Origin of the sequence: uncultured Citricoccus sp. (assembly GCF_937871995.1) — a bacterium.
Classification (GTDB): Bacteria; Actinomycetota; Actinomycetes; order Actinomycetales; family Micrococcaceae; genus Citricoccus.
The window spans coordinates 50,058-65,828 of record NZ_CALMQR010000037.1; the positions used below are offsets into that span (position 1 = coordinate 50,058).

General features: G+C 67.8%; 13 protein-coding genes. 10 read left to right on the forward strand and 3 right to left on the reverse strand.

The window, feature by feature from the left end; all coding sequences use genetic code 11:
• Window positions 1-32: 32 nt before the first annotated feature.
• The 6 genes from Q0283_RS03635 to lepB all read left to right on the forward strand — a co-directional run bounded on the left by Q0283_RS03635 (window position 33) and on the right by lepB (window position 5,539).
• A complete protein-coding gene (locus Q0283_RS03635; protein WP_298043055.1) occupies window positions 33-365 on the forward strand; it encodes a helix-turn-helix transcriptional regulator in 333 nt (110 codons plus the stop codon).
• A 427-nt stretch (window positions 366-792) separates the two neighbouring features.
• A complete protein-coding gene (locus Q0283_RS03640) occupies window positions 793-1,545 on the forward strand; it encodes a thioredoxin domain-containing protein (RefSeq protein WP_298043058.1) in 753 nt (250 codons plus the stop codon).
• Window positions 1,546-1,553: 8 nt separating this feature from the next.
• Window positions 1,554-2,249 (forward strand): vitamin K epoxide reductase family protein, encoded by a 696-nt coding sequence (locus tag Q0283_RS03645; protein ID WP_298043059.1) that lies wholly within the window; start codon window positions 1,554-1,556, stop codon window positions 2,247-2,249.
• A gap of 292 nt (window positions 2,250-2,541) precedes the next feature.
• Window positions 2,542-3,009 (forward strand): DUF4307 domain-containing protein, encoded by a 468-nt coding sequence (locus tag Q0283_RS03650; RefSeq protein ID WP_298043061.1) that lies wholly within the window; start codon window positions 2,542-2,544, stop codon window positions 3,007-3,009.
• A 392-nt stretch (window positions 3,010-3,401) separates the two neighbouring features.
• Complete coding sequence (locus Q0283_RS03655) at window positions 3,402-5,018, forward strand: multicopper oxidase family protein (RefSeq protein WP_298043063.1); 1,617 nt, start codon at window positions 3,402-3,404, stop codon at window positions 5,016-5,018.
• A gap of 65 nt (window positions 5,019-5,083) precedes the next feature.
• The gene (lepB, locus tag Q0283_RS03660; protein WP_298043065.1) at window positions 5,084-5,539 is read left to right on the forward strand and encodes a signal peptidase I; all 456 of its coding nucleotides are present in this window, start codon (window positions 5,084-5,086) and stop codon (window positions 5,537-5,539) included.
• Window positions 5,540-5,740: 201 nt separating this feature from the next.
• On the opposite strand, the gene Q0283_RS03665 is transcribed toward lepB, so the two are convergent.
• Window positions 5,741-5,986: a hypothetical protein gene (locus Q0283_RS03665; protein ID WP_298043067.1), complete on the reverse strand. Its 246-nt coding sequence runs from the start codon at window positions 5,984-5,986 to the stop codon at window positions 5,741-5,743.
• An 880-nt stretch (window positions 5,987-6,866) separates the two neighbouring features.
• Between Q0283_RS03665 and Q0283_RS03670 the strand changes: the two genes are divergently transcribed.
• The 4 genes from Q0283_RS03670 (at window position 6,867) to Q0283_RS03685 (ending at window position 10,477) form a co-directional block, all read left to right on the forward strand.
• Window positions 6,867-8,108 carry an Nramp family divalent metal transporter gene (locus Q0283_RS03670; RefSeq protein WP_298043069.1) on the forward strand — a complete coding sequence of 414 codons (1,242 nt, stop codon included), beginning with the start codon at window positions 6,867-6,869 and terminating at the stop codon, window positions 8,106-8,108.
• Between the two features lie 39 nt (window positions 8,109-8,147).
• Window positions 8,148-8,900, forward strand: coding sequence for a metal-dependent transcriptional regulator (locus tag Q0283_RS03675; protein WP_298043071.1), 753 nt, complete (start codon window positions 8,148-8,150; stop codon window positions 8,898-8,900).
• A 546-nt stretch (window positions 8,901-9,446) separates the two neighbouring features.
• The gene (locus tag Q0283_RS03680) at window positions 9,447-9,827 is read left to right on the forward strand and encodes a hypothetical protein (RefSeq protein ID WP_298043073.1); all 381 of its coding nucleotides are present in this window, start codon (window positions 9,447-9,449) and stop codon (window positions 9,825-9,827) included.
• Window positions 9,824-10,477 (forward strand): hypothetical protein, encoded by a 654-nt coding sequence (locus Q0283_RS03685; protein ID WP_298043074.1) that lies wholly within the window; start codon window positions 9,824-9,826, stop codon window positions 10,475-10,477. Before Q0283_RS03680 ends, Q0283_RS03685 begins: the two co-directional genes overlap by 4 nt.
• 780 nt (window positions 10,478-11,257) lie before the next feature.
• Here Q0283_RS03685 and Q0283_RS03690 read toward each other — a convergent pair.
• Both Q0283_RS03690 and Q0283_RS03695 read right to left on the reverse strand, forming a co-directional pair.
• On the reverse strand, window positions 11,258-11,584 hold the full coding sequence (locus tag Q0283_RS03690; RefSeq protein ID WP_298043076.1) for a hypothetical protein: 327 nt from the start codon (window positions 11,582-11,584) through the stop codon (window positions 11,258-11,260).
• 87 nt (window positions 11,585-11,671) lie between these two features.
• Window positions 11,672-15,757 carry a helicase-related protein gene (locus Q0283_RS03695; protein WP_298043078.1) on the reverse strand — a complete coding sequence of 1,362 codons (4,086 nt, stop codon included), beginning with the start codon at window positions 15,755-15,757 and terminating at the stop codon, window positions 11,672-11,674.
• Between the last annotated feature and the right edge of the window lie 14 nt (window positions 15,758-15,771).

Below are 15,771 nucleotides of genomic sequence, written 5' to 3' on the forward strand. Positions count from 1 at the left end.
GATGGTACAAATTCTTCTGTACCATTTTGGGTATGAGCACCACGGTCCTCACGCATGTCTCGGCGTTGTCCCGGCTGGGCCATGCCCTGGCGGATGACACCCGGACCCGGATCCTGTTGATCCTGCGTGCCGGCTCGGCCCGGCCTTCCCAGCTGGCTCAGGAGCTGGGGGTCTCCAAGCAGGTGATGTCCAACCAGCTGGCCTGCCTGCGCGGCTGCGGGCTGGTGGCCACGACCGCCCAGGGCCGCCACGTCTGGTACACCCTGGCCGACTCCCGACTGGGCCAGGCCCTGGGGGAGTTGCTGGAGCTGACCGTGGCCATCGACCCGGACTGCTGCTCCGCCGGAGGGTGCACCTGCGCATGAGCACCCCGCCTCTGGCCCCCACGCCCTTCACGGTCGAGCGCCGCACTGCCTGCGCCTGCGGGGCGCACTGAGGATGTTTCCAGCATCCCCGGTCAGACTGACGAGATTAGGGGAGGGCCCATCGAGGGAAAGAGACGCTGGTGTGAGCGGACACGAACATACCCCTGCCCGGCCGGGGCCGGACCGGCGGGGCTGGCTGGCCGTGGTCTTCGACATCACCTCCAGGTCCTGGACCTGGAAGTGGTCCGCACCGGGCTGGGCCAGCTGTCATACGTGCTGGAAGTGCACAACCTGCACGCCTCGCGCATCGACTCCGACACTCCCGTGCTCTCGGCCCACCACCACTGACCCCCACCCGCGACCCGCCTGATCCCGACCCTGACCTGCACTGCCCGCGATTCCTGCCACCACCAGATTGGACCTCCTTGTGAGCACACCGACCCGCAATCCCACCCCCTCTAACTCGTCAACCCCGGGCACGACGTCCCGCAAGGCCAAGACCATCGTCTGGGTCGTGCTGGTCGCCGTGGTGGTCGCCGGGCTCATCGTCGGGGCGGTGGCCGTCAGCGGCGCCCGTGATGCCGCCCCGCAGGGGGCCGGGCAGACCGCTTCCGCCGGGCCCGGGCAGACCGCGGCCTCGGAGGCCGCTCCGGTGGTGCGCCCGGACAGCCGGGTGCTGTCCAAGGCCCCGAACGAGCAGGCCGTGCTGGTGGAGTTCCTGGACTTCGAGTGCGAGGGCTGCGGGGCGGCCTATCCGGTCGTGGAGGAACTGCGGGCCGAGTACGCCGACACGGTGACCTTCGTGAACCGCTATTTCCCGCTGCCCGGCCATCGCAACGCAATGCCCGCGGCCGTGGCCGTGGAGGCCGCCGCCCAGCAGGGACAGTATGAGGCGATGTACCAGCGGATGTTCGAGACCCAGGCCGACTGGGGCGAGGCCACCGAGGACAAGAGCGCGGTGTTCCGCGGCTACGCCGAGGAGTTGGGTCTGGACATGGCCGCCTACGACAAGGCGGTGGCCGACCCGGCCACCCGCGCCCGGGTCGAGGTGGACGTGGCCGACGGGACCGCGCTGGGCGTGAGGGGCACCCCGACCTTCTTCCTGGATGGTGAGATGCTCACCCTCACCTCCCTGGAGCAGTTCCGCGCCGAGATCGACGCCGCCGCCACGACGGACTGACCGGCCCCATGAGCACCCCTGTGACCAACACCGACTCACCCGTGAAGGCTGAGCCCCTCACCGACCTCCCCACAGAGCGCTCAGCCGATTCTGATCCGGGCGCACCGGCGGGGGTGCCGGCTGTTGCCCGGCACCGCCCGTTCGGTCTCATCCTGCTGGTCACCGGGGTGGTCGGCTGGGTGGCCTCGGCGATCCTGGTGCTGGAGCGCCTGGAGTTGTACGAGGATGCCAGGCACATCACCAGCTGTGACATCAATCCGTGGGTGTCCTGCGGACGGGTGATGGGCACCTGGCAGTCCGAGCTGTTTGGCTTCCCCAACCCACTGCTGGGCGTCGTGGCCTTCGCCGTGGTGATCTCGACCGCGATGGTCGTCCTCTCCGGGGCCCGACCTGGGCGCTGGTACTGGGCCGGCCTGCAGACCGGGGTCAGCCTCGGGGCGGTGTTCCTTCTCTGGCTGTGGTCCCAGGCGTTGTTCGTGATTCACATCCTGTGCCTGTACTGCATGATCGTCTGGGCGGCGATGATCCCGCTGTTCATCCTGCTCACCGCGCGCAACCTCGTCCACGGCGTGATCCCCGCCCCCGCCGCGGTGGTGCGGTTCGCGGCCGGCTGGGCCGGGACTCTGGTGGCTGTCACCTATGTGGTCGTGGCCGGCTCGGTGGTCTGGGCCTTCTTCCCCGCCCTCACCGGCATCGGCTACTGAGGCCCCGGCCTCACACCCACACCCTCAGCACGACCGCAGCGACCCGGAGGAGCCGACCAAACAGAGGCGGCCGGGCCCACGGGGACGACGAATTTCCGGGGCGCTGGCCCCGTGGCCGACGCCCAGTTCGTCCCGGTGCTGCGCGATAATACTGCTCACGTGCTCACCGTTTGTCCTCCCGCCCCCGACCCGCCGACGGCGTACCCGGGGATTGCGGGGCGGCAACGTGGGGACCTCAGGGGCCCGGATGTTCCGGGATGGTCAGCGGCGCCCCGCGATATCATGGAGTGATATGAGTTCCAGATCCCAGGCACCGGCAGATCCTGCGCCCGATAACAGCCTGGCGAACCGGTACGGACGCCCCCAAAGCTCGAGGCCGTCGTTCCCCGCCCGCTGGGGCAAGTGGATCGCCGCCGGGGCCATCGCCGCGGCCGTGGCCCTCGCGGTGTGGATCACCGCAGCCACCAACGCCCAGACCCTGGACTGGAAAGACGTGGGGTACAACATCAAGTCCCCCACCCAGGCGTCGGTGACGTTCCAACTCACCAAGGACTACGAAGACACGGTCGAGTGTGCCATCCAGGTGCTCTCTGAAAACTATGCCGTGGTCGGTTGGCGCACGGTCACCATCGACCCCGAGAAACCCCCCGCGGACAACACCCCGTCGGACAAGACGAAGTACTACGACGTCAACCTGCGCACCGATGCGCTCGGCGTCACCGGCGGCGTGAACTCCTGCTGGATCCCCGACCCTGCGTGACGTCCACGAGGCGGCCGGAACCCCCGCTGGGAAAGCGAGGCGGTCCTGCGCCAATCATCTTCGGAGCTTGAATCCAGGCACCACCGTCAACAGGAGCTCTGACTCAGCCACATCGATGGAGCCCCCGGCCACTTTCCGAGGAACTGCCCGGGCAGGCGCCGAGTCGGCTTGATCCGTGGGCGACAGGGCGGACGAACACGTCGACACTGTCAACGACGGTCGAATAGTGAGCAGGAGGCCTCCGGCTTTGGCCCCTCCGTGCGAGTTATCGGCCATTATCTGAGGTGCGCCGGCCCTCCTCGCCGTGGGGTGCCCGATGTTGGTTTTTCCCAAGCTCGTTCGTCCACACTCCCTCCCAGGGAGGGCACGATATGGGCAAGTGAGGAATGAGCATGGCGGTATCCCGACGACAAGTCATCCTGCTCGGCGGAGTCGGCATCATGGGCGCCGGGGCGGCCGGGGCCGCCGCGGTCCCGTGGGGGAGCGTGGAAGCGAAGTCCGCCAGCAAGCTCGACGACAGGCAGATGCCCCGGCCCTATGCGGCCGAGTTCACCCAACCTCCGGTCCTCAAGCCCACCTCGGTGGGGACCGATCCGGACGACGGGGCCCGCATCGAGCATTACACGGTGACCCAACGCGCCGCCACCGCCCGGATCCTGCCGCGCCTGGGCACCCCGATCCTGGGTTACGACGGCATCTTCCCCGGCCCGACCATCGAGGTCGAGCGCGGGACCAGGACCACGCTGACGGTGCGCAACCAGCTGCCGGCGACCCACCCCGCGCACGGACACGTCCTGGCGACCTCCACCCACCTGCACGGCTCCGCCTCGCTGCCCCAGTACGACGGCTACGCCAACGACGTGACCATGACCGGCTTCAAGAAGACCTACCACTACCCGAACTACCAGCCGGCGCGCACCCTCTGGTACCACGACCACAGCGCCCACTTCACCGCCCTGAACGTCTACTCGGGGCTCGCCGGCCAGTACCTGATCCACGACCCGCAGGAACGCGACCTGCTGCCGCAGGGCGAATTCGACGTGGGCCTGACGATCTCCGACGCCATGTTCGCCCGCGACGGGGCCCTGAGCTACGACGACAGGTCGCGTTCGGGCCTGTGGGGGGATGTCATCCTGGTCAACGGCGTGCCCTGGCCGCGCATGAAGGTCAAGCGGCGCATCTACCGGTTCAGGATGCTCAACGCCTCCATCTCCCGGTCCTTGCGGCCCTACCTGCGGTCGGGGGAGCCCCTGACCATCGTCGCCACCGACGGCGGGCTCATGCCCGAGGCCGTTACCGTCGACAACTGGCGTCACGCCGGGGCCGAGCGCTACGAGGTCCTGATCGACTTCTCGAAGTACAAGGCCGGCACCCGGGTGGAGCTGCGGAACCGCTCCAACGAGAACAACCGCGATTACGACCACACCGACAAGATCATGGCCTTCGACGTGGTGGACGACCCGTTCGACACCTCCGACCCCACCTGGAACACCCTGCCCACGGTGCTGGTCCCGGACAACGACGTGATGGGTTTGACCAGCTCGATGGCCGTGAAGAAGCGGACCATGCGGGTCAAGCGCAATGACAAGACGAACCTGTGGACGCTGGACGACCAGTCCTGGGGGCAGATCATCGCCAGCGGATTCCAGGACGTCTTCGCCCAGGTGGGCCTCAACACCGTGGAGGAATGGGAGTTCGAGAACAAGTCGGGCGGATGGTTCCACCCCATGCACATCCACCTGATCGACTTCAAGGTCATCAGCCGCAACGGCCGCGCGCCCTTCCCCTACGAGGTCGGGCCCAAGGACACGGTCTACGTGGGGGAGGGGGAAAAGGTCAAGGTGCTGATGCGCTTCGGCCCACACCAGGGCCGGTACATGATCCACTGCCATAACCTCCCCCATGAGGACCATGACATGATGACGCAGTTCCGGGTCGGACTGAAAGCCAACGAAGACGACCCATGGGATCCGATCCAGGCGGCCCGGCCCGAATTCGACGACGACTGATGACCGCCCAGCGGTCGACGGGACCGAATCCCGCTCGTCCCGCCCGGCTGGCGGGCGGAGCGCTGGTGGCATTTCTGCTGGTGCTCGGCGCCCTGCGGTGGTGGGTCATCGAACCCGTGCACATCACCTCCGACAGCATGGTCCCCGCGGTGCACCCCGGCGCCTACACCCTGGTGCTCAAGACACCCGCCGCCGTCGGCGGGCTACAGCCCAACGACCTGGTGGTCTTCGAGTCCCCCGATGACGGGGCGATGACGCTCAAGCGCGTCATAGCCCTGGCGGGACAGGACATGGCCATCAAAGATGCGGTGGTGTACGTCGACGGGGTCGAGCGGCCCGAACCGGCGATCGACGCCTCCGCCATCGACGGCACCTACTTCGGACCACAGCGGGTTCCCCCGGGCAGCGTCTTCGTGCTGGGTGACAACCGAGAGGCCTCGGTGGATTCCCGCCACTATGGCCCGGTTCCCGCGGACCGGGTCCGCGGCAGGGTCCTGTTCCTCTGGGACGGGCCCGGGTGATTTCCACGGGTGCCCCTCACCGACCAAAACGCTACGCGAAGCGACCTCACGGTCACCGACCGGCGCCCAAGCTTCAGTGATCCCGTGCTCTCCCGCCCCGGTCTGGCGATCTCCCGCGGGGGTGCCATCAGAGGTAGAACGCTGGAGAACCGCCGGCTCGCCACGCCGGTGGTGCACTACCGAACCCGGTAACCCCTCCGCTCAACTCGTGTGGTGGTCCGAGCCCATGCCCAGGCGCGCGGACCCCGGCCCCTGGAGGACGAGTTGGATGCTCTTGTTGGGGATCTCGAAGACCATCGTCACCGGCAGGGTCTCACCCCGGGCGATGCGATGTCGTTCGTGGCTGGCCCACAACGGCCCAGCCGTGAACCCCACGATTTCCTGCACGCTGTAGTCGGTCGCTACAAAGTCGATGCCACCGGGCTCGACGGCCGTCAGCTCCAGCAACAGTCGGACGCGGTGACCTCCAGTGGCGACCGGCTTCGCCAGGTTCGGAGCCGGTGTGGGGGGGAACCCAGGTGGCCGACTCCAGGGGAATGATGCCCTGGATCAACGCCATCCCGCCGGCCACGGTGGCAACGGCGCCCAACGGCGTCGCGGGGGTCGGCGGCGGGTTCAGCAGGCGGTGGACGCCGAGTCCCCCACCCATCACTCCGAGGGCGGCCACGGGAATCACGGCCAGGACGGTGCGGCGGCCAGGCCCGCGCCGTGGTCTCGTCTCGGTGTGGGTGTCCTTGAGGATCTGGGAGGTGGCCATGCCGCATTCTCGCGAGACGACCCTAGAAAAATCTTGATGGAAAGCCCGGCCATCCTGCCACGGGTACTCAACGCGCCAGAACCACCTGCACATGCCTCCGGGCATGGCCGACGTGACATCCCTCCGGTGGCATCCCATGCCGTTTAGGTCGGCCAGGGATACCGACATCGAGAAGGGTGTCCAGGTGGAAGGCCGCTGGACACACCTGTCCACCTCACACGATGTCATCACGCCCTCTGGGGGGACGGGTATACCTGCTGTGTGAGACTTCGTGGTGGCTGGTCTGCACCCCCACGGCATCCTGATCGCCCCAAGAAGAGGAGCCCCGGTCCGGGGCCTGTACACGATCGGCCGGTCATGGCAACGCACCCGCGGCTCGGCCCTGCTGGGATTCGTCTCCGCCGACGTCGCCCACTGGCCCCTGCATCACCCGGGCCCTGGCCAAGTCCTCCCTAGGCCCGTGGAGTTCTCCCCGACTGCCGCGGCTCGTCCCTCCCGCCAAAGAATAATGTTCGTGTATCTTAACTTTCCATGGCGGACGGTAGCGTACGGAACGGGTTCACTCAGGCGGTGGGGAGACCGTCGGGGGAGGAGTGGGTGCGCCGCCAGCCGCTGCCCTGGTTGCTGGGCCCGGCCTTCGTGGCCGCGGTAGCCTACGTGGACCCGGGCAATGTCGCGGCGAACCTGACGGCCGGGGCCCAGTACGGGTACCTGCTGGTGTGGGTGCTGGTGGCCGCCAACGCCATGGCGGTGCTGGTGCAGTATCTCTCGGCCAAGGTCGGGTTGGTGACCGGGTCCTCCCTGCCGGAACTGCTCGGTGACCGCTTGCCACGAGTGCGGCGGCTGGCGTATTGGGTGCAGGCCGAGTTGGTGGCCGCGGCCACGGACCTGGCGGAGGTGATCGGCGGGGCGATCGCCCTGCACATCCTCTTCGGCATCCCGCTGCTGGCCGGCGGGGTGATCATCGGGGTGGTCTCGATGCTGTTGTTGGCGCTGCAGTCCCACCGCGGTCCGCGGGTCTTCGAATTCGTGGTAACCGGGTTGTTGGTGATCGTCACCGTCGGGTTCGTCACCGGCCTGTTCTTCGGTTCCGTCTCGTGGTCCGAGGCCGCCGCTGGAATCGTGCCGCGGTTTGAGGGTCCCGAGACGGTGTTGTTGGCCGCGAGCATGCTCGGGGCCACCGTGATGCCCCACGCCATCTACGCCCATTCTTCTTTGGCCCGGGACCGGCACGGGCACGCGGTGCCCACCACGGCCCTGCCACGACTACTCAAGGCGACCCGGTGGGACGTGGTGCTGTCGCTGCTGGTAGCCGGTTCGGTGAACATCGCCATGCTGCTGCTGGCCGCCGGCAACCTCGCCGGGGTGCCCGGCACCGACACCATCGAAGGAGCTCACGCGGCGATCACCGCCGCCCTGGGCCCGGTGATCGGCATCACCTTCGGCATCGGCCTGCTGGCCTCCGGACTGGCCTCCACCGCGGTGGGCTCCTACGCCGGAGCAGCGATCATGGGCGGGCTGCTGCACCTGCGAATCCCGGTGTACACCCGGCGTCTGGTCACGCTGATCCCGGCCCTGATCATCATCGCCGCCGGGGTGGACCCGACCTGGGCACTGGTGCTGTCCCAGGTGCTGCTAAGCCTGGGCATCCCCTTCGCCCTGGTCCCGCTGGTACGGCTGAGCAGCAACCGCACCGTGATGGGCGCCTTCGTCAACAAGACGGTGCTGACCGTCATCGCCTGGGTGGTCGTGGCCCTGATCGTGGCCCTGAACCTCGCGCTGATCGCCCTGACCGTCACCGGCCAGGGCTGAGCCCCGGCCGCAAGCACACAGAGCGATAGCGTGGACCCCATGGACCTGGACACGATCACCCCCATCGCCCAGGACTACCTGAAGGCCATCTGGTCGGCCACCGAATGGGGGGACCCCCCGATCACCACCAAGGCCCTGGCCGAGCGGATGGGCACCACCGCCTCCAACGTCTCCGACACCCTCAAGCGGCTGGCCGCCCAGGGGCTGATCCAGTACCAGCCCTACAAGCCCGTCACCCTCACCCCGCAGGGAGCTGCGTACGCCATCGCCATGGTGCGCCGGCACCGGCTCCTGGAGAGCTTCCTGGTCACCGTCCTGGGGTACCGGTGGGAGGAGGTCCACGAGGAGGCCGAACGGCTCGAACACGCCGCCTCCGAGGCCATGATCGAGCGCATCGACACCCTGCTCGACCACCCAGCCGCCGACCCGCACGGTGACCCCATCCCCACCGCCACCGGACACCTCCACCGCCCCGCCGACGTCATCCGACTGAGCCACGCCACTCCGGGGTCCTACACCGTGGCCCGCGTCTCCGATGCCGACCCGCACCGGCTGACCCGCCTCCGGGAGAAGAACCTCGTGCCCGGCCAGGCCCTACACATCACCGATCGGCGCCGCGATGGCACCATCACCGGGCGCCTCGATCCACCGTACGGACCGATCCATCTGGGTCCCGAGGAGACCGGCGCCATCTGGGTGACACCCACTCCCGGCCCCCTGGAAAACCACACTTCACCAGCCATGCAGGCGAAGCCGTGTCAGAAGGTGACCAAAGGAGCGCCAGCAGCGTGATCCGAGTCCTCACCATGTGTGAACTTCGCACATGGCTAATCCTTTACTGGCGCCCCTGCGTCTCAAGTGAAGGCGTAATCTTGACCAGAGTGCAATTCCGGGACAGCTGTGGATTGCGACAGCCCTCGACCATCTGCCGCACCGGATGCAGCAGGGGCGCCGCGGCCAAAAAGACCACTCGATCCGCCTTATCGACCACCACGGTGCCTCTCACACGGTCTCACCAGATGAATGAAACTGTCATCGGATGCACCAACACGGCAGCAACCGAAATCCGGGTGCGGAGCCACCTGCCGTCTGCGGGTCGAAAACTTCCGGCATGTCACCTCAATCCTGACCGGCCGCCGACTCAACGGCAATGTCAGGGGCAGAGTTCGGGAAAGTGGAGGGGAGCGGCCACACCGTTATCCGTTTCTTCACGATGTGCAGGAAGTACAAAGCGTGAAGCATTTACTTGACGTAATCCTGGTTATCGGCGTTGATTCTTTGTTGCTTAGACGTTGATCTAGGCTTGCTTTGCCATGACTTGTCTGACATTGTCAAGCTATGGAATCCGCCACGCGCGACAGGGTCTTCCGCGACACCACGCGAATGAATATCCACGACCTGGTCCGGGAACTGAACGCCAATGTGGGCGTCACGGTGGTCCAGACCATGGCGGGGAGCAAAGACCGCACGTCACCGCACAAGTGGGCCAAACCGGACGGCCCGGAACCCAGGCCGGAAGTGGAAGCGAGACTGCGGCTGGGTTACCGGGTGTGGAGAACCCTGGAAATGACTGAAGGGCGCAACGTGGCCTTGGCGTGGCTGATGGGCGCCAACCCGCGGCTGGAGGAGAACCTTCCGGTGCTGTACATCCAGCAGCAACGCACCCGGGAAGTCCTCGGCGCGGCCGAAGCGTTCGTGAACGACGTCCACGCCTCGTGACCGAACGAACCTGTACCAAGACCGGCCTGCACCTCGTCGCGGCCGGCGGGCAGACGGCCTTCCGAGTCGCCAAGGACCGGTACGGGGCGCTGTCTGCCCGGCCGAACGACCACGTGGGGCCGCGGCCGGTCGGCTTCGACCCGGACGTCGGCGATGCCCGCGGCCGGTACGACACCATCGGGTCCACCCTTTACCTGGCCGAGGCCCGCCGGTGCGCGTACGCCGAAGTCCTGAACGGATTTCGGGCCGAACGCGCCCAGATCGCCCGCACCGCGCAGTTCATCGGGATGACCGTGGACGAGTACATCGAGGCGGTTATCGCGGAGGCCAAGGCCAATGGTGTCGACGTGCCGTGGGCGATCTCCGTGGATTGGCAACTGGAGCGCTCGATCTATGAGATCCGCTTGCCCCGCCAGGGTTGGTGGGTTCGGATCGACCACCCGGACACGCTGAAGGCTCTCGAGGAGCTGGCATCGGTAACGGCCGGCGCCATGGGTGAGGTCACCATGCTCACTGCCACCGAGGTCACCGGCCCGGACCGTGATCTGACCACCCTGCTGGCTCACGTCATCAAACGCCAGATGCTCGGCGACGGCCACGAGCCGCTGGGCATTGTCTATCCGTCACGAACCCTGACCGGGATCTGCTGAGCCTATTGGGACCGCCGGGCCGATGAAGGCCTGCCGCCGGGGCGCAACGACCTGGTGCAACTGACCTCTGAGAATGTCGCCCCCGACCCGGCCTTCGCCGACACGGCAGAGTATTACCGGCTCCCCATCCTGAGGGCGCGCTAGGTTCGCCCGGTCTTAACTAGGCTTACAGGCGCTGACGTCCGGTCTTCCTTCCCCCGCGAGCTGCCGGTCATCGTCGAGGCCCTCAGGCGAAACGCCGCGCCGGTCCCCTGAACCCCACATCACCCGGCTCCCGTGCACGCCGTCCGAGTCGGAGAACCCGTCGGTGGCGTCCGACCGGCCCGGGCGCTGCCCGGAACGGTACAACTCCGTCGTGCAGTTCGAGGAGCACACCGAGGATGAGGTGTCCGTCCCCGGTAGCAGGATGGGCTCAGGAGGAGGGATGGACTCTGCCCTGCGATAACCCGCCACTCATCTCTGCGCTGCGGCCACGCCCCGGAAGATAGTTCCGGTGGCGTTCAGAACGCGTTCAGGCTACGCTCCCCTGAGACACAAAAGAGGCGGCGGCTCACGCCACCGCCTCTTGTCAGATCTCCTGTCGATAGGCCCGTATCCCCCGGGCTTCGTCCATCTGATGATCCGCATGCACCGTCTCACTGGCCCCTTCACCGTAGTGAAGGGGCCCTCGGCGTCGGTAGTGGACTTTTGTCCATACTTTTCGGACGGCCGGCGTCCCGTCTTGCGTCAGCGTGAACGAGTCCAGCCGGTGCCCGACCGGCTCCCCCTAATATCACTGTGCTATCTATCCGCTATATGCTTGCTATTAGCGGGATAGCATCCTTCCACGTCGTAGAGGTCGAGGTCGCGGTAGAAGTACCGGGTCAGCCAGCTGATGGTGATCCCGAGCGTTGGGACTATCAGAATCCAGATGATGGGCAGGGCCGGGTTGCCGGACAGTGCGTAGTTCAGGGGCGTGTGCAGGGTGATGAGACAGAAGACCACCAGGCCGCCGCTCATCGCCAGGCTCCCTATCCTGCGCAGGGCGTGGCCCCTGGAGAAGATGCCGAAGGCTCCGGCGAAGCCTATGGCCAGTGCTGCCCAGCCGATCAGTTCCGCGGTGCTCATGCCAGTCCCCCTTGGCTCGTCCCCATTCCTTCACCCCACCCTGACATAGGCCGGGGACACCCCAGGGTAGAGGCACGCGCCCGGTCCTCATGTCAGCCCTCGGGCGGCGGTCGCCGCGCCCGGAGTGGCGTGCAGCTGGTAGGCGAGGGCCTGGTCCAGCTCCGGCTCCGTCGGCGTCCGCGGCATTGGTGATGGTGTTGATTTGGGTTCGGTGTATGGGGCCGTGGCGCGTTGGTAGACGTCCCCGGTGACCGTGGTGCCCGCCGGGACCGTGGATGCCTCCGGGGTTGCTGGCGTGGCCTCGGGGACCGGGGCCAGCCGCAGTTCGATGAGGCTGACCGGTTGGTCGGTGATGGTGGCGTGGCCGGGGGGCTGGGCCGGGACCTTCACGGTGTCCCCGTCGGCGGTTTCGATGACGAGGTGGTGCACGGTGATTCGCCGTCCCATCGCGCCGGGCTTCTGCTCCTGGACCACGCCGGTCAGCCGTCCGGGCACCAGCCCGCCGGGCACCTCACCCCCGTTGGGCAGATCCAGGAGGACGTGCTGGCCGGACGGCTCCTGCCGGGCCAGCTCGCGCAGCCCCATCCGGGGCGGCAGGTCCGCCTCGGGCCGGGCGAGGGCGAGCAGTTCGTGGCCGGTGAGGGCCCCGTGGGTGCGGTCCAGGACGGTGACCTCAGACTCGGCGCGTTTCTTGCCCTCCCCGCTGACGGTCTCGTTCCGGTAGCGGAGGTTGACGGTGGTGTCGCCGGTGACCTGGGTGATGGTGACGGGTTCCTTGGTGCGGGCGTGGTTGTCGATATCCGTGGCCGCCACGACGTCCCCGGGACGCAGGTCCTCCACCGACACCGTGAACTGGGGCTGCCCGTACAGGGCGGTCTTCTGCGCGTCGGTGAGCCGGACCGGGAGAATGGTCTTCCACTCGCGGGACTCGACGCGCCACGGGGTGCCCTCCCGGATGCGCCCGGTGTCCGGGCTGACCGCCACGGGCCGGAAGCTGCCGTAGCCGGAACGGTCCATTCGGACCACGTCCCCGGCGTGGCCGAAGTGCTCGATGTTCTCACCGAGCACTTCACCGGGGAGGAAGTCGTGGGCGGTGCGCTGCTTGGCTTGCTCGGCGGCCGCGGCGGCCTGTTCGGCGGCGATCTGCTCCGGGCTGGTGGCGTCGACCAGGATGATGCCCGGGGCGGTGTCCAGGTCGTGGACCCGGACCTTCTGTCCGGTGTCGGTGGTCAGGGCCTGCCGGTCGGTCATCACGCCTTCCACGATCTGCCCGTCCTGGCCCTGGATGCGGACGCGGGCCTGGGCCGGGACCTGCCAGAGGTGATCCACCTGCTGGTGCCGGGTGGTGTCCAGGTCCAGCATCTCCCGCTCCACGGGCTTGAGCTGGTCGGACATCCGGGCGATGAGCTTGCCGGAGCGCAGCACGGAGAACGCCGGGGTCGCCGTCGCCAGGTCGGTGGGCGCCTCTTCTTCGGCGGGCCAGCACACCGCATGAGACCTTCCGGTGCGTTCGTCCGTGTGGACGCCGACGCGCCAGTACGCCTTGCCGACGTTCCACACGTCGCCCTCGCGGTGGTCGGTGCGCTCCAGGTCTCCGAGCTTGGCCAACTGCTGCCCGGAGAGCTCCACCGGGGCAGCCTCGGCCTCGGTGGTCGGGGCCATCTCCTCGGCCAGTTCGGCGGCCTCGCGCTTGAGCCGTTCGAGTTCGGCGGCGTGCTCGAAGGGCTGGGTCAGGGCCTGTTCCACGGCAGGGATCGACTCGGTGAGCTTCGCGAGCTCCGCGCGTCGGCGGGACAGTTCCCCGCCCAGGCCGGCGACGAAGGCCTCGGCGGACTGCACGGCCGAGCGCGGCCCCATCTCCTCCCCAAGGAGCTTGGGGGCCGGCCAGGACTTGTGCACGGATGACACCTCCAGCGGGACCAGCTGCACGGTGTTGCCCGAGCGCACCACCCCGAGCTGAACCCCGCCCAGGGTGCCCACCCGTTCGGGATCGGTGGGGTCGCCCAAATCCGGAAGCCCGGTACGGGCCGCCTCGCGGCGCAGCGCCGCGGCGAGGACCTGTCCGGCGGCCATCCGGTCACCGGTACTCCTGCCGTCGGGTCGCGTGAACCGGAACTTCTCACCCTCGGTGGAGGTGACCCCCTCCGTGACGGTCTCCAGGGTTGGGAGCATCTGCCCCAGGTGGTGGACGCGGTTCTGGTTCATCCGCAGTTCGGCCCGGGTGGCGGAGCGTTGGCCCCGCCAGGAGGCCTCCAGGCTGGTGAGCTGTTCGATGCGCATCTGCATGGTGGCCAGCTGCTCGATCCGGGGGTCCCCGGAGAGTTCGGCGGCGGCCTTGGAGGCACTGAACTCCAGGTCCGCCACCGCGTCCTCGACCTGGCGGCCGGCCAGGTCGCCGCGTTTCATCTGCCCGATGAACCGGGCCTTGCGGGCGATCATGTCCCAGCTGGCCACGTCGAAGGTCTTCTCGGTGGCGTAGGAGTAGATCTCCACCTGGGTGTTCTGGTTGCCCTGGCGGATGATCCGGCCCTCGCGCTGTTCCAGGTCGGCCGGCCGCCAGGGGCAGTCCACGTGGTGCAGGGCGATGGCCCGGCGCTGGATGTTGGTGCCGGTGCCCATCTTCGCGGTGGAGCCGATGATCACGCTCAGCTGGCCCTCCCGGGCCTTCGTGAACATCTCCTGACGTGCCTCGTCGGTTTCGGCGTCGTGGATGAACGCGATCTTCTCTTCCGGCATGCCGCGCGCCACGAGCTGGTCCCGGAGCTCGTGGTAGATGTTCCACTGGTCTTCTCTGGGCGTGGATTGGTCGCAGAAGATGATCTGCAACCCGCCCCGGACCTCGGAGACCTCCCCGGTGGCGGTCGTGTACTGGCGGTCGTGGGTGCGTTCGTGGACCTCCATGACCTGCTCGGCCACGGCGACGGCGCGGCCGCCGTCCTCGTCCGGGTCGAGGCCGACGAGGCGGCCGTCGAGGGCGACCTTGCGCCCGTCGCCCATGATCTTGAGCATGTTGTCCGCCCCCGGCTCGGGGAACCCGGAGAGCTGGTCGATCCGGTCCGCAAGGTCGGTGATGTACTCGCGGACCTGGTCGGAGGGTTCGCGGCGCAGCAGGATCCGATCCCCGCCCAGCACGGTGGGCAGGGTCGCCTCGAGCTGGTCGCGCTGCACGGTGTCGGTGAAGGTCCGGTTCAGGCCCATCAGTTCGGGCATGTTTACGTACTTGCCGATCTTGGTGACCTGGTCGAACCCGTCCCCGGTCATCTTCGGCTTCAGGGTGGTCTGGGACTTGGTGAACTGCTGACCCCAGGCGGTGACCGTGTCCACGGAGGCGGCCTCCAGCAGGTCGGGGCGAAGGTAGTGCTGCATCACCCACATCTCCGACATCGAGTTGGACACCGGGGTGCCGGTGGCGAAGGTCGCCACCGCCGGCAGATAGGTACTGGTGGCGACCCCGGCGCGTTCGGCCGAGAGGGTCTTGCGTTCGCGCAGGGCGCGGAGCTTGAAGTCCAGGTCGGTGGCCCGGTTCGAGCCTTGGCAGGCCAGCTCTCCCAGGTCCGAGGTGCGCTGGAGGTTCTTGTAGTGGTGGGCTTCGTCCACGAACAGGTAGTCGATGCCGGTCTCCTCGAAGGTGATGCCCGGGTCGGTGATCCTCGTGGCCTTCTCGTAGGCGGCCTGGACGCGTTTCTTGGCGGCCTCGACCCGCTTGACCGACATCCCCGCCTCGGCATCCTTGACCAACTCGTCGAGTTCGGTGAGTTGTTCGGCGAGCCATTCGGCGCGTTTGGCCGGGTCGATCTCGACGCGTTCGAACACGGTCTGGGGCATGATGATCGCGTCCCAGTCCCCGGCGGCGGCCATCGCCATCCAGTCCCGCCGACCAGCCACCGTCAGCCCGGTGGGCACCGCCAGCACGTTCGCGTCGGGGTACCACTCCACGAACTCCCGGTTGATCTGCTCGACCAGGTGGTTCGGGACGACCATCGCCGGGCGGTGGGCGATGCCGGTGCGGCGCAGTTCCATGGCGGCCATGACCATGGTGCCGGTCTTGCCGGCCCCCACCACGTGGTCCAGCAGCACGGCCGGTTCGTTCACCGCCCGGGCCACGGCCGAGCGCTGATAGGAATACGGGATGCGGTCGGCTTCCAGTCCGGGCAGTTCCAGCCGCTGGCCCATCTGGTCGTAGTCCG

Coding starts and splice junctions, on each gene's coding strand:
- Q0283_RS03635 (WP_298043055.1), top strand. CDS start 33: ATGAGCACCACGGTCCTCACGCATGTCTCGGCGTTGTCCCGGCTGGGC.
- Q0283_RS03645 (WP_298043059.1), top strand. CDS start 1,554: ATGAGCACCCCTGTGACCAACACCGACTCACCCGTGAAGGCTGAGCCC.
- Q0283_RS03650 (WP_298043061.1), top strand. CDS start 2,542: ATGAGTTCCAGATCCCAGGCACCGGCAGATCCTGCGCCCGATAACAGC.
- Q0283_RS03655 (WP_298043063.1), top strand. CDS start 3,402: ATGGCGGTATCCCGACGACAAGTCATCCTGCTCGGCGGAGTCGGCATC.
- Q0283_RS03675 (WP_298043071.1), top strand. CDS start 8,148: ATGGACCTGGACACGATCACCCCCATCGCCCAGGACTACCTGAAGGCC.
- Q0283_RS03680 (WP_298043073.1), top strand. CDS start 9,447: ATGGAATCCGCCACGCGCGACAGGGTCTTCCGCGACACCACGCGAATG.
- Q0283_RS03690 (WP_298043076.1), bottom strand. CDS start 11,584: ATGAGCACCGCGGAACTGATCGGCTGGGCAGCACTGGCCATAGGCTTC.
- Q0283_RS03695 (WP_298043078.1), bottom strand. CDS start 15,757: ATGGGCCAGCGGCTGGAACTGCCCGGACTGGAAGCCGACCGCATCCCG.